Origin of the sequence: Lichenibacterium minor, assembly GCF_004137685.1 — a bacterium.
Lineage (GTDB): Bacteria > Pseudomonadota > Alphaproteobacteria > Rhizobiales > Beijerinckiaceae > Lichenihabitans > Lichenihabitans minor.
This window is the reverse complement of the sequence record NZ_QYBB01000030.1, coordinates 27,265-44,863: the sequence shown is the minus strand read 5'-3', so window position 1 is coordinate 44,863 and position 17,599 is coordinate 27,265. Positions and strand designations below refer to the sequence as shown.

At 70.7% G+C, this 17,599-nt stretch carries 17 protein-coding genes; 7 read left to right on the top strand and 10 right to left on the bottom strand.

The window, feature by feature from the left end:
• Positions 1 to 35 precede the first annotated feature (35 nt).
• The 3 genes from D3273_RS20175 to D3273_RS20165 are packed head-to-tail and all read left to right on the top strand — an operon-like array spanning position 36 to position 2,773.
• A complete protein-coding gene (locus tag D3273_RS20175; protein ID WP_129228693.1) occupies positions 36 to 797 on the top strand; it encodes an HpcH/HpaI aldolase family protein in 762 nt (253 codons plus the stop codon).
• Entirely contained in the window at positions 794 to 1,489 is a 696-nt protein-coding gene (locus tag D3273_RS20170) for a GntR family transcriptional regulator (protein ID WP_129228692.1), read from the top strand. The genes D3273_RS20175 and D3273_RS20170 overlap by 4 nt, the downstream gene beginning before the upstream one ends.
• Positions 1,490 to 1,537: 48 nt before the next feature.
• Entirely contained in the window at positions 1,538 to 2,773 is a 1,236-nt protein-coding gene (locus D3273_RS20165) for an LVIVD repeat-containing protein (RefSeq protein ID WP_129228691.1), read from the top strand.
• A gap of 57 nt (positions 2,774 to 2,830) precedes the next feature.
• Here D3273_RS20165 and recD2 read toward each other — a convergent pair whose 3' ends face one another.
• The 4 genes from recD2 to D3273_RS20145 all read right to left on the bottom strand — a co-directional run bounded on the left by recD2 (position 2,831) and on the right by D3273_RS20145 (position 7,762).
• Positions 2,831 to 5,026 carry an SF1B family DNA helicase RecD2 gene (recD2, locus tag D3273_RS20160; RefSeq protein WP_129228690.1) on the bottom strand — a complete coding sequence of 732 codons (2,196 nt, stop codon included), beginning with the start codon at positions 5,024 to 5,026 and terminating at the stop codon, positions 2,831 to 2,833.
• Positions 5,023 to 5,454, bottom strand: coding sequence for a hypothetical protein (locus tag D3273_RS29335; RefSeq protein ID WP_129228689.1), 432 nt, complete (start codon positions 5,452 to 5,454; stop codon positions 5,023 to 5,025). Before D3273_RS29335 ends, recD2 begins: the two co-directional genes overlap by 4 nt.
• A complete protein-coding gene (locus D3273_RS20150; RefSeq protein ID WP_129228688.1) occupies positions 5,454 to 6,041 on the bottom strand; it encodes a recombinase family protein in 588 nt (195 codons plus the stop codon). Before D3273_RS20150 ends, D3273_RS29335 begins: the two co-directional genes overlap by 1 nt.
• A 239-nt stretch (positions 6,042 to 6,280) precedes the next feature.
• The gene (locus D3273_RS20145; RefSeq protein WP_129228687.1) at positions 6,281 to 7,762 is read right to left on the bottom strand and encodes an MmgE/PrpD family protein; all 1,482 of its coding nucleotides are present in this window, start codon (positions 7,760 to 7,762) and stop codon (positions 6,281 to 6,283) included.
• Positions 7,763 to 8,078: 316 nt separating this feature from the next.
• On the opposite strand from D3273_RS20145, the gene D3273_RS20140 reads away from it, so the two are divergent.
• A complete protein-coding gene (locus tag D3273_RS20140; protein ID WP_129228686.1) occupies positions 8,079 to 9,317 on the top strand; it encodes an MFS transporter in 1,239 nt (412 codons plus the stop codon).
• A gap of 34 nt (positions 9,318 to 9,351) precedes the next feature.
• Positions 9,352 to 10,812 carry an MmgE/PrpD family protein gene (locus D3273_RS20135; protein WP_129228685.1) on the top strand — a complete coding sequence of 487 codons (1,461 nt, stop codon included), beginning with the start codon at positions 9,352 to 9,354 and terminating at the stop codon, positions 10,810 to 10,812.
• Between the two features lie 62 nt (positions 10,813 to 10,874).
• On the opposite strand, the gene D3273_RS20130 is transcribed toward D3273_RS20135, so the two are convergent.
• The 3 genes from D3273_RS20130 to D3273_RS20120 all read right to left on the bottom strand — a co-directional run bounded on the left by D3273_RS20130 (position 10,875) and on the right by D3273_RS20120 (position 12,702).
• Positions 10,875 to 12,062: a peptidyl-alpha-hydroxyglycine alpha-amidating lyase family protein gene (locus tag D3273_RS20130; RefSeq protein ID WP_245501298.1), complete on the bottom strand. Its 1,188-nt coding sequence runs from the start codon at positions 12,060 to 12,062 to the stop codon at positions 10,875 to 10,877.
• Positions 12,063 to 12,153: 91 nt separating this feature from the next.
• Entirely contained in the window at positions 12,154 to 12,435 is a 282-nt protein-coding gene (locus D3273_RS20125) for a type 2 periplasmic-binding domain-containing protein (RefSeq protein ID WP_129228684.1), read from the bottom strand.
• Between the two features lie 36 nt (positions 12,436 to 12,471).
• Positions 12,472 to 12,702: a type 2 periplasmic-binding domain-containing protein gene (locus D3273_RS20120; protein ID WP_129228683.1), complete on the bottom strand. Its 231-nt coding sequence runs from the start codon at positions 12,700 to 12,702 to the stop codon at positions 12,472 to 12,474.
• A 490-nt stretch (positions 12,703 to 13,192) separates the two neighbouring features.
• On the opposite strand from D3273_RS20120, the gene D3273_RS20115 reads away from it, so the two are divergent.
• On the top strand, positions 13,193 to 14,020 hold the full coding sequence (locus D3273_RS20115) for a transporter substrate-binding domain-containing protein (RefSeq protein WP_207210848.1): 828 nt from the start codon (positions 13,193 to 13,195) through the stop codon (positions 14,018 to 14,020).
• Positions 14,021 to 14,064: 44 nt separating this feature from the next.
• On the opposite strand, the gene D3273_RS20110 is transcribed toward D3273_RS20115, so the two are convergent.
• The 3 genes from D3273_RS20110 to D3273_RS20100 form a co-directional block, all read right to left on the bottom strand.
• Positions 14,065 to 14,478 carry a putative quinol monooxygenase gene (locus D3273_RS20110; RefSeq protein WP_129228682.1) on the bottom strand — a complete coding sequence of 138 codons (414 nt, stop codon included), beginning with the start codon at positions 14,476 to 14,478 and terminating at the stop codon, positions 14,065 to 14,067.
• Positions 14,479 to 14,533: 55 nt separating this feature from the next.
• Positions 14,534 to 15,403 carry an outer membrane protein gene (locus D3273_RS20105; protein ID WP_245501297.1) on the bottom strand — a complete coding sequence of 290 codons (870 nt, stop codon included), beginning with the start codon at positions 15,401 to 15,403 and terminating at the stop codon, positions 14,534 to 14,536.
• Between the two features lie 144 nt (positions 15,404 to 15,547).
• Positions 15,548 to 15,745 (bottom strand): hypothetical protein, encoded by a 198-nt coding sequence (locus tag D3273_RS20100; RefSeq protein WP_129228681.1) that lies wholly within the window; start codon positions 15,743 to 15,745, stop codon positions 15,548 to 15,550.
• Positions 15,746 to 16,093: 348 nt separating this feature from the next.
• Here D3273_RS20100 and D3273_RS20095 point away from each other — a divergent pair, with 348 nt between their 5' ends.
• Positions 16,094 to 17,593 carry an efflux RND transporter periplasmic adaptor subunit gene (locus D3273_RS20095; RefSeq protein ID WP_129228680.1) on the top strand — a complete coding sequence of 500 codons (1,500 nt, stop codon included), beginning with the start codon at positions 16,094 to 16,096 and terminating at the stop codon, positions 17,591 to 17,593.
• Positions 17,594 to 17,599 lie beyond the last annotated feature (6 nt).

Genomic DNA, 17,599 nt, shown 5'->3' with positions numbered 1-17,599 from the left:
CTCCGACTTTATCGAGTCCAAAGGGGGAGAAGCCGATGCACACCAAAACGCTGAAAGCGCTGAGTGGTCCGCACGACCGTGGCATTCGAACAACGTGGCTGCACAGCGCCTCGACCCTGTCCGGCGAGATGATCGCTCGGGTCGGCTGGGATTGCCTCGTGGCCGACATGCAGCACAGCATGACGGGCTTCGACGAGATGGTCCGACTACTGCAGGTTACGACCAATCTCGGGGCGACCGTTCTGGTGCGTCCGCCCGCTCTCGATCCCGCGCTGATCGGCCGTCTGCTCGATGCAGGCGCCAGCGGCATCATCTGCCCGATGGTGAGTTCGGTGGAGGAAGCCCAGCTGTTGGTCACGGCTTGCCGCTACCCGCCAGTCGGTAACCGCAGCATCGGGCCGATCCGGGCGCGGCTTCTGTTCGGTGACGATTATGTGGCCAAGGCCAATGACGGCGTGCTGGCCATCGCTATGATTGAGACCCCCGGCGGCCTCGAACAGCTCGACGCCATCGCGCAAGTGCCGGGGCTCGACGGCCTGTTCGCAGGGCCAAGCGATATCGCCTCGAGCCTCGGCCGGTCGCCACGCATGGACACCGACGACGCAGTCGTGGTCGAAGCCCTCGGGCGGATCGCCGGGAGCGCCGTGTCGGCGGGCATCATGGCGGGACTCGCCTGCGAGACCTCGGCCTATGCCAAGCGCATGCATGCGGTGGGATACCGCCTGTTCGTGACGGGCTCGGACCTGCGCATTATGACAGCCGCCTCTAAGAGCTTGCTCGCCGAGTTCGGCCCGTGAAGCCGGGGCCGGGTTCCTCTCTCTCGAACTCCGGCCAGGAGATTTTCGACGCTCTGCGCGATGATATTGTGTTCGGACGACTGAACCCGCGCGAGCGGTTGGTCGAAGCCGATCTCGTACAGCGGTTCGACTCCCACCGGGCCGCGGTCCGCGAAGCGCTCGCGGCGTTGGAGCAGGCCGGCCTGGTGGACCGGCAGCGCAACAAGGGCGCTGCGGTGCTCGACCTCAAGCCCGAGCGCGTCGAGCAGCTCTACGCGGTGCGCATGCTGCTGGAGACGACCGCGGCCGGGACCATGCCGCTCCCCCTTGACCCGGTCGCGCTGGAGACGCTTGTCTCGATCCAGCAGGATCACCAGCAGGCGGTGGCCGACAATGACCTGAGACGCATCTTCGACCACAACAACCGGTTCCATCGGACCCTCTACACACAGTCCGGCAATCCCGTCCTCGTCGAGCTCATCGAGCAATGCGCCACGCGCGCCCTGACGGTGCGCTTCCACCCTTACATGGACCGATCCTTTCTGGAACGGGTCTGCGCCGACCACTGGGCGATGATCGACGCCTGCCGCCTTTGCGACCGCGCCCGGCTGATCGCCTTGGTACGGGACCATCTGCCCCTGGCCAAAAACCGTTATCTCGACACCTACGACGAGCTTCTGGTGCAGGGCGGTGTCTTCGCCCCGCAGGCGTGAGGCCGCCGTCACGCCCCGAACAACACCCACTCATGAGCGGGAGGATAAATGACTAAGCTCTTCGACGCGGCCCGGAACATCGAATTCGTGGGACGCACTAACCAAGCTGGCCGTGCCGACGGTATCCAGTGCATGATCCACAAGGGTCATGCCTTCGTGAGCCACGTCTTCAGCGGCGGCGTCAGCGTCATCGACGTGCGGGACCCACGCAATCCCCTGCCTGTCAACTTCCTGCCGACCCACCAGCGCTCGTGGTCTGTCCACATTCAGACCGCCAACGACATTCTGCTAGTCGTGGAGGAGTTCAACTTCTACTCGGTCTACGTGAAGGAGACGGAGTATTACGGCCACTCGATCGAAGGCGTGCATTCGAGCAAGTTTGGCACCCGCGGCGAGGATTACACAGCCGGAATGCGGGTCTACGACATCTCCAACCCCGCCCATCCGCGCCCGATCGGCTTCATGGAAGTGGAAGGCCTCGGGCTGCATCGCATCTGGTGGGTGGGAGACCGCTACGCCTACGCGTCCGCTCTGCTCGACGGCTACACCGACCACGTGTTTATCGTCATCGACATGCAGGATCCGTCGCATCCGCGCGAGGTCGGCCGTTGGGCGCTGCCGGGCATGTGGGCGGCCGGCGGCGAGACCCTGGCCATGCCGGGACGCGTGGCGCTCCACCACGCCGTGATCGCGGGCGACACGGCCTATGCGTCCTGGCGAGACGGCGGCCTGACCCTTCTCGACATATCGGACAAGACCGCGCCGAAACTGATTTCCCACACAAACTGGTCGCCGCCCTTCGCGGGAGGCACCCACAGCGCCCTGCCGCTCATCGACCGTGGCCTCTGCATCGTGGCCGACGAAGCCGTCCTCGATATCGATCAGGAACCGTTGAAGTACACGTGGGTGGTGGATATCCGGGCGCCGCAGAACCCAGTGACAATCGCGACCTTCCCAACCCCGTCCGACCAGGACTACGTGGCCAAGGGTGGTCACTTCGGCCCACACAACCTGCACGAGAACCGGCCGGGGACGTTTCAGAGCTCCGACATTGTGTTCGCGACCTACCAGAATGCCGGTGTTCGCGTGTTCGACATCCGTAACCAATTCCAGCCGAAGGAAATCGGCTTCTTTGTCCCAAGCGAGCCCGAGCAGTGGCTCGATACACGACCTGATCGCCACCGTGTCATCCACACCTGCGACGTCAATGTCCAGCCGGATGGACTCATGTACATCACGGACTATAATGCTGGTCTCTACATCCTGCAGTGGAAGGGGGGGTGAGGCGACAATGTCCCTCTGCCGGCCAGGATAAGACAAGCCAGGCCGACCCGGAGTTGGTCAGGTGCTAAGCAACTCCTGCAGCTTTGACCATCGCCGGCGCTGACCGCCGTTCCGAACCGCCATGGCGATAGCCTTGCGCTGCCCCACCAGCACGACGAGTTTCTTGCCCCGGGTCACGCCCGTGTAGAGGAGATTGCGCGCCAGCATGGTGTAGTGCTGCGTCATGACCGGGATCACCACCGCCGGGTACTCCGAGCCTTGCGCCTTGTGGATCGTCGTGGCGTAGGCCAGCACCAGCTCGTCGAGTTCCCCGAAGCCGTAGACGACCTCGCGCCCGTCGAAGCTGGCGATGAGTTCGCTGGCCTCGAGGTCGATCCGGGCCACGATACCGAGGTCGCCGTTGTACACCTCCTTGTCATAGTCATTCTCGATCTGCATCACCTTGTCGCCCGGCGCGTAGGTCCAGCCGAAGCGCTCGACCCGGACCTCGCCCGGCGGGTTCAGAACCTTCTGCAGCTCTATGTTCAGGGACCGGGCGCCAACGCCGCCCCGGTTCATGGGACACAGCACCTGGACGTCGCGCACCGGGTCGAGCCCGAAGGCCTTCGGGATGCGGTCGCGCACCACGGCGAGGATCTTGGCGGCCGCGATCTCCGGCTCGGCCGCGTCCACGATGTAGAAGTCCGAACGCTCGGTGCCGGCCGGCGTCGCCTCGGGCATCTGGCCCTGGTTGATGCGGTGCGCGTTCACGATGACGCGGCTGGTCGCGGCTTGGCGGAACACCTCCGTCAGCCTGACCACCGGCACGGCGCCGGAGCCGATGACGTCGGCGAGGACCTGGCCCGGGCCGACCGACGGCAGCTGGTCGACGTCGCCGACGAGCAGGAGGGCCGCCCGGGGCGGAAGGGCTCGGACCAGCGCCTTCATCAGCAGCACGTCGACCATCGAGGTCTCGTCGACGACGAGCAGGTCGCAGGCGAGCGGGTTGACCTCGTCGCGCTTGAAGCCGCCGTTCTTCGGGTCGGTCTCAAGCAGGCGGTGGATGGTCTTCGCCTCGACGCCGGTCGTCTCGGTCAGGCGCTTCGCAGCCCGTCCCGTGGGGGCGCAGAGGGCGACGTTGACGCTCTTGGCCACCAGCACCTTCAGGATCGAGTTGACGAGCGTCGTCTTGCCGACGCCCGGGCCGCCGGTGATCACCAGGGCCTTGCTCGCCACGGCGAGGCGCAGCGCCTCCCGTTGACTCGGCGCGAGGGTAAGGCCGCCGCGGCTCTCCAGCCAGGGGATGGCCTTGTCGACGTCGAGGGCAGGCCAGGGCGGCTCCGCGCCCGCGAGGGACTGCAGGCGTTCGGCTATGTCCCGCTCGGCCCGGTACAGGCCCGCCAGGAAGATGCAGCGGCGTTCCCCGACCGTGTCGGCCACCACGGCGCCCTCCTGCAACTCGAGCGCCAGCGCGGCCGTGAGCCGGTCGGCCGTCACCTCGAGCAGCTCGGCGCCGGTGCGCAGCAGATCGTCCTCGGGCAGGCCGCAGTGGCCCTCATCCATGGCCTCGGCGAGCGCGTAGCTGACGCCGGCGCGGACCCGCACCATGGCGTCGTTGGCGATGCCGATCTTGGCCGCGATCTGGTCGGCCGTCTTGAAGCCGATGCCACGGATGTCGCGCGCCAAGCGGTACGGGTTCTCACTGATGACCTCCACGGCCTCGGCGCCGTAGGTCTTGTAGATGCGCACCGCACGGCTCGTGCCGACGCCATGGGCGTGCAGGAACAGCATGATCTCGCGCACGACCTTCTGCTCGGCCCAGCCGGCGGCGATGCGCTCGGCGCGTTTGGGGCCGATGCCCTCGACCTCGCGCAAGCGCGCCGGCTCGGCCTCGATCACGTCGAACACGGTCTCGCCGAAGGTCTTCACCAGGCGCTTGGCATAGGCGGGGCCGATGCCGCGGATCATGCCCGAGCCGAGATAGCGCTCGATGCCTTCAATCGTCGTCGGCGGGGTCGCCTTGAGGAAGGCCGCCCGGAACTGCAGGCCGTGTGTTCGGTCGTTGGTCCAGGTGCCGGCGGCCTGGATCCATTCCCCGGCCGAGATCATCGCGGCGTGGCCGATGACTGTGATGAGGTCGCGCTGCCCGCGAGCCTTGAGCCGCAGCACGCAGAAGCCGTTGTCATCGTTGTGGAACGTCACGCGCTCCACGAGCCCGGCCAGGTTCTCCGTCGGGGGGCCGGGCGACGGTACCTGCGCCGGTGGCGTGCTCACAGACGGTATGGCCCCGTGAAGAGGTCTCCCAGGGCGCGTCGCGCCAGGTAGGTCAACCTCCGGCGCCTGAGGTGTTCGGGCCTGTCATGCAGCATGTGGCAGCGCTGGCACAGGGCGGCGAGGTTCGAGGCCTCATTGTTCGTCGGGTCATGATCCCGATGACACGTGGCCAGCACCACTCGGGTCGTACGCGTGCGCTCCAGGAGGCTATGGGGTGGCTTGATGCGGCGTACGGCCTTGCCTACCCCGTCCCGCCAGCGTCCCAGGTCCTCGTCCCACCAGCGCCCGTCGCCGAGGTGCAGGACCAGGCGCCCGTGAGGTCGACCGCACCCCTCGCATCGACCCTTGGCGCGGCGGAAGCGGATCGAGGTCGAGAGTTCTCGCCAGTCGATCGGGTAGAGCCAGCGGTGATGGCGACGGATCGGCATCAGCGTGCCTCACCGACGCGACTGCGCAGCCCTGGCGCGTGGCGATAGAGCGTCGATACGCTCAGGCCCAGCTTGGAAGCCGCTGCGCGGACGGAGATCTCCGGATCGGCGAGGAGCGCCAGCGCGGCACGGATGTCGTCTTCTTTCACCGTCGGTCGACGCCCGCCTTTGCGGCCCCGCGCCAGGGCGGCTTTCAGGCCGGCATTGGTGCGCTCCCGAATGACCGAGCGCTCGAACTGTGCCAGAGCGCCGAAGATGTGGAAGAACAGCTCGCCGGCGGCCGTCGTGGTGTCGATCGCCTCCGTCAGCGAGCGGAAGCCGATGCCGCGCGTCTTCAGCTGGTCGACGATCTCGATCAACTGCTTCATGGACCGGGCCAAGCGATCGAGCTTCCAGACCACCACAGTGTCGCCGGGCCGCAGATAGTCCAGGGCGGCGGTCAGCTGCGGTCGGTCCTCCTTCGACCCCGAGGCTTTCTCGACGAAGACCTTGGCGCAGCCGACCGCCTTCAGCACATCGAGCTGGAGCTCCGGCTTCTGGTCGAGGGTGGACACCCTGGCGTACCCGATGAGGACGTTTGTTCCCATAAGTCACGGGAGAGTCGCACAAGGGAACGCAGATTAAAAGAACGTTTTTCAGGAACAGTGCTGCCGAGGGTAGGGGGCTCGGCGTCGAAGCTCACCCGTGCCGTTCTCGCAAACGAACGTCTACAAGATACTGCGGCGGGATGCGGCTACGTCGCGTTTGGGTGGAGAGCAGAACGGCCGCTTCGGGGCGGGCGTGGGTCGGATCAGACGTCCACCAGGAGGGATCGCACGGTGGGACGTCACGCGGTCTGCAGCACGCCTCGCAGGTCGCGGACGCTGCGCAGGCCGTCCAGCCCGAGCACCATGGCGATGAGGGACGCGGTCTGCGCTTTGCCGATCACCGGCTCGCACAGGTCGCGGGCCTTGGCCACGATCTCGTCGCGCGGCATCGGGTTGTCGACCGTGCCCCGCACCGCGGTCACCCGCTCGCTCAGCACGGTGCCGTCGTTCAGCGTGATGTCGACGATGGCCTGCCGGGCCGGCTCCAGCCGCTCCAGCTCCGGGCTCTCGACGAGCTTCACCTTGGCCCGCTGCCGCAGCACCGCGGGATCGGCCATGCGGGCCCGGTCGTGCGCGGCCGCGAAGGACGCCGTGCCGTCGAGCAGCATCACGGCCACCATGTGCTGGAGGCTGATGTCCGGCATGTCGCGATCGTTCACCGTGCGAGCCTCCGTGTGGGCGAGTTGCACTACGACCGACCTGACGTCGTCGGGCGCGACGCGCCGCTTGGCGAAGATGGCCGCCATGGCGTCGAGCGGCGCCTGAATGGGCGAGCCCACCGTCCACTTCTTGATGTTGGTGCGGGCGATCTCGTAGCGCTGGCCGAGCCCCTCGATCAGCAGCTCCGGCTTCGCGTTCGGCGCCGTGGCCTCGAAGTAGTTGTCGGGCCCCGAGAAGATGTCGTCCACGCCAGTGAAGCCGGACTGCACGGCGAGGGCGGAGGTCACGCCGTTGCGCGCCGGCATGCCCGCGAAGACGAAGGACTTCTCGACGTGGGACGTGTCGCGCGCCCAGGCGCCGATGCCGGACGACTGCTGGGCGCTGTAGTCGAGCAGCCACCGCATCCGCTGCGCGTCGAGCCCGGCGAGCGAGCCCGCTGCCGCCGCGGCCGCGAAGCCGCCCGCGATGGCGTGCGTCGCCTTGTGGCTCTCGTCGCGGAACTCGACGGCGCCGAAGCTGATGGTGACGCGCGGGCCGATGTCGTAGCCGAGCGCCACGGCGCGCAGGAAGCGCGTCCCGTCGGCGTCGAACTTTTCGCCGGCCGCCAGCGCCGCCGGCACCACCGCGCAGCCGGGGTGGGACTGCGAGAACTCGTTCGAGTCGTCGGTCTCGTCCGAATGGGCCAGCATGCCGTTGACCAGCGCGGCTTCGAGCGGGTTCGCGGTCAGGCGCGAGGCGGCGATGGTGGCCGTGGTGTCGGTCGCGTAGCCCCGCGCGAACTTCAGCGCCGCCAGCGCCGGCGGCAGGCTCGAGCCCGAGATCATGGCCGCGAAGGTGTCGAGCACGTGCTGCTTGGCCTTCTCCGTCACTTCGTCGGGCAGCGCCCGGCCGCCGGCCGCCGCCATATAGGCGCTCAGCGTCGCCATCACGGGGCCGACCGGCACGGGCGCCGCGCAGGCGCGCCCCGGCAGGGCGCCGAGCGCCATGGCCGAGCCGGCGGTGGCGAGGCTGGTCGCCAGGAAGGAGCGGCGGTCGAGCCCGCCCATCCGATGAAGCCGCATGATGCCGTCCTCCCGCGCCGCATGTGTCCTGCTGCGCGGCCGTCTTTCGGCATCCGGCCTCACGATGTCAATCGAAACGCCCGGTCGCACCCGGGCGGCACAGAACAACCGTTCGGATCATAAAAAATTCTTCATGCGATCGGCCGTTCCGCTCCGTGGAGCGGTGGGGTAATGCCGCCCGGCGGAACCGGATATGCTTGGCACTCCGACGTTTCGACCGTCGTCCACGGGTTCAACCGTGGGCGAAGACCAGAGGGTGTCGGGATCGTCCGCCGATCGAAACGGAAGCGGCGGTCGGTCCGAGGGGGAGACGGGGATGGCGGGGCCGACGAGTCGACAGAAGCACGTGGTGGCCGCGTGCTACCTCGGCTGGACGCTGGACGCGTTCGACTTCTTCATCCTGATCTTCGTGCTGCGCAAGGTGGCGGCCACTTTCGACACCGACATCACGCCCATCACCTGGGCGATCACGCTGACGCTGCTGTTGCGCGCGCTCGGCGCTTTCATCTTCGGGCGCCTCGCCGACCGTTTCGGGCGCCGGCCGACGCTGATGGCCAACGTGCTCATCTATTCCGTGCTGGAGCTAGCGAGCGGCTTCGCCCCGAGCCTGACGGTGTTCCTGATCCTGCGCGGCCTTTACGGCATCGCCATGGGGGGCGAGTGGGGCGTCGGCGCCTCGCTCACCATGGAAAGCATCCCGGCCCAGTGGCGCGGCCGCGTATCCGGCCTGCTCCAGGCCGGCTACCCATCGGGCTACCTGCTGGCGTCGCTGCTGAACTATCTCGAGCCGGTGCTGACCTGGCGCGGCATGTTCGTGGTGGGGGCGCTGCCGGCCCTGCTGGTCTTCTACATCCGCCGCAACGTGCCCGAAAGCCCGGACTGGACCGCGCGCCGCCCGGAGGAGCGCGGTGCCGGCGTGGTCGAGGTGATCCGCCGCAACCTGCCGCTGACGGTCTACGCCGTCGTTCTGATGACGGCCTTCAACTTCTTCAGCCACGGCACGCAGGACCTGTATCCGAGCGCGTTCCTGGGCGCGCAGCACGGCTTCGCGGCCGGCACGGTGTCCACCATCGCGGTGGTGTACAACGTGGGCGCCATGATGGGCGGCCTGTTCTTCGGGGCGCTGTCGCAGCGCATCGGCCGCCGGCTCGCCATCGGCATCGCGTCGCTGCTGTCGCTCGCGGCGGTGCCGCTCTGGGCCTTCGGCGGCACGCCGGTCGCGATCGGGGTCGGCGCCTTCTCCATGCAGTTCTTCGTGCAGGGCGCCTGGGGCGTGATCCCGGTGCACCTCAACGAGCTGTCGCCGGCGGCCATCCGCGGCACCTTCCCGGGCGTGGTGTACCAGCTCGGCAACTTCCTCGCTTCCGGCAACGCCACCATCCAGGCGGCGATCGGCGAGCGCATGGGGCACGACTACAGCTGGGCGCTGGCGGGCGTGGCGGGGACCGCCGCCGTGGTCATCACGGTGCTAGTCGCCCTTGGCCGCGAAGCGCGCGACGTGCGCATGGGCGCGGAAGCTGCCGAGCCCGGCGTGGTGCCGGGCGTCGCGGAATAGGCATTTGGGCCGGGGCGGACGAGGGGAGCGCGCGATGACGACGAGCCAGGGCGGGACCACGCGCCGGGTGATCCTGAAAGGTATGGGGAGCGTCGCCGCGGCGGCGCCCTTCGGCTGCGGCATCGCCCTGGGAGCGCCGGCGGGTGCCGACGTCACGGGCCGCCTCGCCCGCTACATGGTTTCGGCGCGCGACCGGGCGCTGCCGCCGGAGGTCAGCGCGGCCTGCAAGGCCCGCATCCTCGACACGCTCGGCGCCATGGTGTCGGGCTCGCGCCTGCATCCGGGCCTCGACGCCGTCCGCTACATCCGGGGGCTCGGCGGCACCGAGGAGGCGTCGGTCGTGGCGTCCCCGTTCCGCACCACCGCGGTCAACGCGGCGCTGGCCAACGCCATGTGCGCCCACGCCGACGAGACCGACGACTTCGACCCCCTCACCAAGGCGCATCCCGGCTGCTCGACCGTGCCGGCCGCGCTCGCGATGGCCGAGAAGGAGGGGCGCTCGGGCGAGGAGGTGATCCGCGCCGTGGCGCTCGGCTACGACATGGCCTGCCGCCTGCTGCTGGCGCTCGGGCCCGACCTCGTGCGCGCCACGCACCGCAGCGCCGAGGGCACGGCCTCGAACTTCGGGGCGCTCGGCGCCGCGGCCTCGCTGGCGCGCCTCGACGAGCGCGGCATGCGATACGCGATCTCCTACACGGCCCAGCAGGTGTCCGGGCTGTGGAGCTGGGTGAAGGACGAGGATCACGTCGAGAAGGCCTTCGACTTCGCCGGCATGGGCGCGCGCGACGGCGTCACCGCGGTGTCGATGGTGCAGGCCGGGCTGACGGGTGTTTTCGACGTGCTCGACGGCACCAACAACCTGTTCATCGCGCTGTCGACCGACCCGCACCCGGAGGCCATGGTGGACGGGCTCGGCACGCGCTTCTTCGTGACCGAGACGGCCATCAAGACCTTCTCGGTCGGCTACCCGATCCAGTCGCCGCTCGACGCCGTGCTGGCCCTGCGCCGGGAGGCCGGGCTCACGCCGGGGGACGTCCGCGGCGTGCTCGTCAGGGTGCCGACGGACGCCGTCGGCATCGTCGGTGCGAGCGCCATGCCGGACGTCAACTGCGGCCACCTCGTGGCGCTGGCCCTGGTCAAGGGCGCGGTGTCCTTCGCCGACAGCCACGACGATGCCCTGATGCGCGATCCCGCGATCCAGGCCATGGCCGCGAAGGTGCGGGTGGTCGGCGACCCGGCGCTGATGGACCCCGCCGCGCCCCGGGGCGGCATCGTCGAGGTCACGACGGCGGACGGGCGGACGCTGAGCCACCACACGCGCTTCCCGCCCGGCACTAAGGAGAACCCGCTGAGCCCCGAGCGCCTGAACGCCAAGGTGCGCGACCTCGTGGCGCCCGTGCTGGGCGCGGAGAAGGCCGACCGGCTGATCGCGGCCGTGAACGCGCTCGACACCGTCGCCGACATGCGCGGCCTGCGCCCGCTCCTGACCGCCTGACTGCCGACGGCGGCGCGGGCCACCGCGGCCGGCCCGCCGCGCCGCAGGCCGGCCCCGACCGCTCAGGCGTGGAGCACGAGCTTCTGGACGCGCCAGTTCAGCAGTTCGGCGACGTAGAGCGTGTCCTTCGTCGGGCAGGCCATCTGGTGGATCCAGCCGAACTGCTTCGGCTGCCGCCCCGCCTGCCCGAGCACGCCGAGCACCCGGCCGTCGAGCGTCATCCTGTAGATGCGGCCCGGATAGGCGTCGGAGCTGTAGAGCACCGGGTCGGGCCCGGGCGAGATGCAGATGGCCCAGGGCGAGCCGGGCGCGAAGGTGCCGGCCGCGATCGCGCCCTCGTCGGGCATGTCCCCGATGACGGGCCGGGCGCCGGGCGGCACCGGCACGTCGATGGTGAACTGGCGCTTGAAGGCGCCCTCGCCGTCGAAGACCTGGATGCGCCGGTTGCTGCGGTCCGCGACGTAGACGAGTCCCTGCGCGTCGACCGCGATGCTGTGGGGCGTGTGGAACTGCCCCGGACCCGTGCCGCGCTCGCCCCAGGACTTCACCCAGTTCCCGTCCCGGTCCACCTTGGCGACGCGCGAGTTGATGTAGCCGTCGCTGATGTAGCTGTTGCCGGCGGCGTCCCAGGCGACGTCCGTCACCTGCCGGAAATAGCCGTCGACCGCCGGCAGCGGCGGGTTCGGGTGTTTCAAGGGCGCCGTGAGCTCGTCCGCGGCTTCCTGCTTGCGGCCCAGCACCAGGGCGACGCGGCCCTCGGGCGTGAACTTGATGACCATGTCCGAGCCCTTGTCGGTGACCCACACGTTGTCGGCCGCGTCGACCTTGACCGCGTGGGCGAAGGACCAGGCGTAGAGCCTGTGGCCGATCTCGCGCACGAAGCGCCCGTCGGGGTCGAACTCCAGGAGCTGGGCCGCGGCCGCGCCGTAGGCCGGCCCCGTCGTGTCGCCGCGCGACAGGACGAATACGTGGCCCTTCGAGTTCACGGCGACGCCGGAACACTCGCCGAGGTACATGTCGGTCGGCATCCGCACCGGGTCGGGCACGGAATCGTAGGCGATCGTCGGCACGGCGCCGGCCGCCGCACCCGTCGATGCCGCACCCGTCGACGCCGCGTCGGCGAGGGCGCCCGCGGGCGCGAGCGTGGCGCTCGCCATCGCGGCGCCGGCCGCCCGGAGGAAGTGCCGCCGGTGCCACATCCCGCTCGGCGTGTCGCCGCAGCACGGGCACCCGTTCAGTCGAAGGCGCATCGCTTCCCTCCCTCTCGGCCCCGGCTCGACGCGTCGAGGCTCGGGGCGTGCATGAAGCCGATTTGCGGCGCCATGAGGTCGCGGCCCGCGATCAGCCGCCGGCCGGCACCGTGCCGCGCAGCCCGGCGCGCGCGATGGCCCGCGCCACCGTGCCGTCGCGCCCGGCGTGCGCGACGAAGGCCTGGAGGAACGGCATCCCGTCGCGACGCCCCTTCGCCACGGCGGCGGCGAAATGCTCCGCCCCCCACCGCCCCGCGACGACGCGGGACCCCGGCAGGCCGTCCGCCATCTGAAACAGGATCGCGTCGTTGGTCGCGAAGGCGTCGAGCCGGTGCGCGGCGAGCAGGTCGGCCGTCTCCTGCAGCGTCGCCACCGGCGCGAGGTCCAGCCCCGGGAAGAGCGGCCGGAGCTAGGTGGCGGTGCTGCTCCCCTGGCTCACGCCGACCCGCAGGCCGGGACGCCGGAAGTCCTCCTGCCGGGTCAGCGGCGAGCCGTCCGGGACCAGGAAGCTCTTCTGCACGTCCATAAATGTGTCGGAGAAGTCCATCGATCTGGCGCGCTCGGCCGTCGCGTTGGTGAAGGTGACGTCGACGTCGCCGGCCGCGACGGCCGCCAGCAGGCCGTCGTTGGCCGGGAACACCGCCGCCCGGGAACGGCACGCCCAGCGCGGCCGCGAGCGCCCGGCCGAGGTCGTATCCGACGTCCTTCGCGTCGTCCGGCCCGGGCCCTTCCACGATCGACGAGGGGCTGCCCCGGTACACGCCGACGTGGAGGGCGCCCGTCGGGGCCAGGACGCGCCGGACGTCCGGGCTCGCCGCCGCGGGACTCACGGTCGCGGGGCTCGCACTGGCCGAACTGCTGGCCGTCTCGGAAGCGACGGCCGGCGGGCCCGATGCCGCCGAGGCCAGGGCGATCGAAGCCAGCGCGAGGAGGGCGAGCGGCTTTGCAGGGCGTGCGGTCATGGGCGGTCTCGACGCGGGCTGAACGGCTGCTGGGACTCCGCGCGTCGAGGAGCCGAAACGCGAGGGCCACACGAAAGGCGAGTTCGGCATGGTCCTGGATGCCCCGATGGGGTCCGGGGCGAGACCTGCCGAGTCCGCGAGCAGGATCACGAGCCCCCGGATGGGGCGATGCCGGAGATGGACATGGAGCGCAGGGCGGTGCTGGGAGGGTTGTTGGGCATGGGGATCCTGGGATCGGGCGGGGACGCCGGCGCGCAGGCTGTGCCGGCCGAGGTGCCGGAAGACGTGAAGGCCAGCTTGGCCCCCACCGGCGTCCTCCGGGCGGCGATCAACTACGGGAACGCCTCGCTGGCGAGCCGCGACGCCGACGGCGCGCTGAGCGGGGTGTCGGTGGACATCGCGCGGGAGCTCGGCCGGCGCCTCGGCCTCACCGTCGCGCTGGTGCCCTTCGACGCCGCCGGCAAGGTCACGGCCGCGGCCTCGGCCGGGGTGTGGGACGTGGCCTTCCTGGCGCGCGACCCCGTGCGGGCGCGCGACATCGCCTTCACGCCCGCCTACGTGGTGATCGACGGCAACTACGTCGTGCCGCGCTCATCCGCCATCGCATCCCCCGAGGACGTCGACCGGCCGGGCGTGCGGGTCGCCGTGGGGGCGCGGAGCGCCTACGACCTGTTCCTCAGCCGCACGCTGAAGCACGCCGAGATCGTGCGGGCCGGCAGCACGCCCGAGGCCGTCGCGCTGTTCCGCTCGGAGCGGCTCGACGTGTTAGCCGGGGTGCGGCGGGCCGTGGAGGGCGCGGTGGCGGCCGACCCCGGCCTTCGCCTCATCCCGACGCCCTTCATGGCCATCCGGCAGGCGATGGGCACGCCCGCCGGTCGACCGGCCGCCGAGCGCGCCCTCGCGGCCTTCGTGGAGGACATCAAGGCGAGCGGTTTCGTGGCCCAGGCGCTCGAACGCCACGGGCAGGGCGACGCCGCCGTGGCGCCGCCCGGCTGAGTGCGCCGGCGGGGCGCTCCGGCCCGCGTCACCCGAGGCCCGCGTCACTCCAGGCCGACGTAGACGCGCTCGTCGAAGGGCCCGCCCTGCCGGGGCTGGAAGGCCTGCCGGAAGCGCCGGGTCGCGTCCGCGCCGCTGTAGGCCGCGAAGGCGTCCATGGTCCGCCACCGGCCCAGGATGACGAAGTGGTTCGGGCGCGACGCGTCTCTGAGCACCTCGAAGCTGTCGACGCCCGGCGCGTGCCGGGCGGCGTCGGCCAGCCCGCGGAGCAGCGCTTCCGACGCCGCGACGTTGCCGGGCATGGCGTAGTCCGGCACCACGTCGATGATGGTGATCACCGTGACGGCCCCGGCCGCCGCCGCGGAGGGCGGGTCGGCTGCTGCCGAGGCGGCGGGCGCGAGGCCCGCCGCGGCCAGCGCGAGGAGGCCGAACGCGGCACCCGCCCACCGGAGCCTCATGCCCGTCCGCACGCCGTGGTCCGTTTCGCGGCGACCAGGGCCATCCTTCCGCGGGTCAGAACTTGTAGTTCAGGCCGACGCGGGCGATGTCGCCCTCCGTCTTACTCCGGATCGCGTAGGCCGTGGTGGTGGTGAGTCCGTCGGCGGCGAAGTTCGCGTGGCCGAGGTCGTAGCGCAGGTACTCGGCCTTGATCGTGACGGCGCTCGAATGGAACACGTTGAGGAAGGACGCCGTCGGCAGCGCGTATTCCACGCCGCCGCCATAGGTGTAGCCGGTCTGGATGCCGCTGTGGCTGCCGAAGTAGCGCATCAGGCTCGGGTTGCCGGCCGTGTAGAGCGCGGCGCTCTGGAAGGCGTCGCCGTAGGCGAAGCCGCCGGTGCCGTAGACGAGCAGGCGGTCGAAGCCGTAGCCGACGCGGCCCCGCACCGTGCCGAGGAAGTCGATGCCGGACCGGAACGTGTTGGTCGCCGACGTGGTGCCGGCCGCGTTGAGCCCTGTGTAGGTGCCGCTGGTGCCGCCGTCGATGTAGGAGGCGTCGGCCTCGGCGCCCACCACGAAGCCGCTGTTCGGGCCGAACAGGCCGGACCCGAAGCCCGTGAACTGGTAATTGTAGCCGACCTGGCCGCCGGCCGTGAAACCGCTGTCCGAATTGTGGAAGTGTTCCGGCCGGATGGTGCCGAGGCTCGTGTTGGCGAGCGTCAGGCCGTTGCCGTCGTAGAGGTGGAAGGGGGTGTTCTGGTCGAAGCTGGCACCCGCGTTGACACCGAAATAGGCGCCCGTCCAGGTGAACACGGGCACGGGCGCGACGTAGGGGACGGGCGCCATGCGGGCCGGCAGGTCGGCCGCGGCCGCTGCGCCGACGCCCACCCCCATGAAGCCGGCCGCCGCGGCGCCGACGGCGAAGATCCCGATCCGGATGTTCATTCTGCCCGACTCCTGCGGCGACGTGACGAAGGCCCGATGCCTGACAGGGCAGGGCGGCGCGATCGGGGCGTCGATGAGGCGACGCTAAGTCGTAAAGGTTGACGAGACGTGTCTGCCGCCGCTCCCGCTCCCGGCCGCGCGCCGTCAGGGCACCGCTGCCCCGGCGCGGCGGGCGATGTCGTCGACGTTGCGCGCGTCCGTGCGGACCTCGGACTGGAGCGCCAAACCGGCGTTGCCGAACGCGCCGAGGTCGTGGCCGTTGCGCGCGCGGTCGGACGCGGAGCCGCCGTCGGCGCAGGCCGCCAGGAGGCAGCACAGGGTCAGGGCGGCCGTCATGCGCATCGGAACTCTCTCCAGCTTCGGCCAGCCTCGGCCGGCCGCGGGGGACGGTTTGACCGCGTGTAGAGCGATCCGCGATCCGGCGCACGCGTCGAATGGGTCGAATACGTCGAACCAGCGGGTGGAACACGGGACGGCGCCGGCCTGTCCCCGGGCCGCGGCCGCCCGCCGCGGCGGACGCGACCGGTGAAAGAGAACAGCAACCCGCCCGCCGCCTTGACGTCTCGACAGGCCTGTAACGCATCCGGGAAGCCGACAGGTCGCGCGACGGGACGATCGGGCTTCGGTGGCGCGTTCCGTTCGGGAACGCGCCACCCTTTTCCTCCGTCCGACAGGGTCATACGGTACTCGATGGACCGCGCCGACAGCGGCATCTCCACGCTCGACCGGGTCGAGCGGCCCCAGGACGGGACGGACCGGGCCGAGCGCCCGCAGGAGCGGCCGTCGGCGCCAGCCGCGCCTTCTGCGCCGGTCCAGCCCGCCGGGCCTTCCACGCCGCCCCGCCGGGGGCGCGGGTTCGGCTGGCTCGTGTTCCTGCTCCTGTTGGCGGGGCTGGGCTGGGCCGGCGACCGGTTCCTGTGGCCCCGCATCGAGGCGCTGCGGGGCGGCGGCGCGGCCCACGCCCGCCCGCCCGGGAGCGGCGCCCCGCAGCCGGTCGGCGCGGCCACGATCGGCACCGGCGACATGCAGGTGGTGCTCACCGGCATCGGCACCGTCACGCCGCTCGCCACCATCACGGTGCAGACGCAGATCAGCGGACAGCTGATGGAGGTCGGCTACAAGGAAGGGCAGATGGTCAAGCAGGGCGACTTCCTCGCCCAGATCGACCCGCGCCCCTACCAGATCGCGCTCGAACAGGCCGAGGGCGCCTTGGCCCACGACACGGGCCTGCTCGACCAGGCGAAGTCCGACCTCGACCGCTACAACACGCTCAACCGGCAGGACAGCATCGCCAAGCAGACCTACGCCGACCAGCGCTTCGTGGTGCAGCAGGACGAGGGGCTGGTGAAGGAAGACCAGGCCACCATCGACACCGCCAAGCTGAACCTCGCCTATTGCCACATCGTGTCGCCCGTCGCCGGCCGGGTCGGGCTCCGGCTCGTCGACCCGGGCAACTATCTCACGGCGTCGAGCGCGACCGGCCTCGTGGTGGTGACGCAGCTCCAGCCCATCTCCGTGATCTTCGACCTGCCCGAGGACGACGTCGCGGCGGTGCAGAAGCAGATGGCGGCCGGCCCCGCGCTCGCGGTCGCGGCCTACGACCGCACCGACACGGCGAAGGTGGCCGACGGCACGCTGACCACGGTCGACAACACGGTCGACACCACCACCGGCACCGTGAAGCTGCGCGCGACCTATTCCAACGCGGACGGCGCGCTGTTCCCCAACCAGTTCGTCAACGCCCGGCTGCTGCTGCGCACGCTGCGCGGCGCCGTGCGGGTGCCCACCGCCGCCGTGCAGCACGGGGCGCCCGGCACCTACGTCTACCTGGTCAAGCCGGACGACACGGTGGCGGTCGCCACGATCAGGACCGGCGTCACGGACGGCGAGTTCCAGCAGGTGCTCGACGGGCTGAAGCCCGGCGACCGCGTGGTGGTGGACGGCACCGACCGGCTGCGCGAGGGCGCCAAGGTCCGCATCACGCCCGACGCCGCCGACCCGGCCGCGACGCCGCAGGCCCCGCCGCCCGGCGAAGCCGCGGGATCCGCCGGGGGCGCGCCGGCGGACGGCCAGCGCGGCGAGGCCTCGGGGGGCCACCCCGGCGGGCACCGCCGCGGCCGCGACGGGCAGGGCGCGCCGCCGGCCTCCGCCCCGGCCCCCGCCGCCGCGCCCGCGCCGTCGGGCGGCTGACCGCGC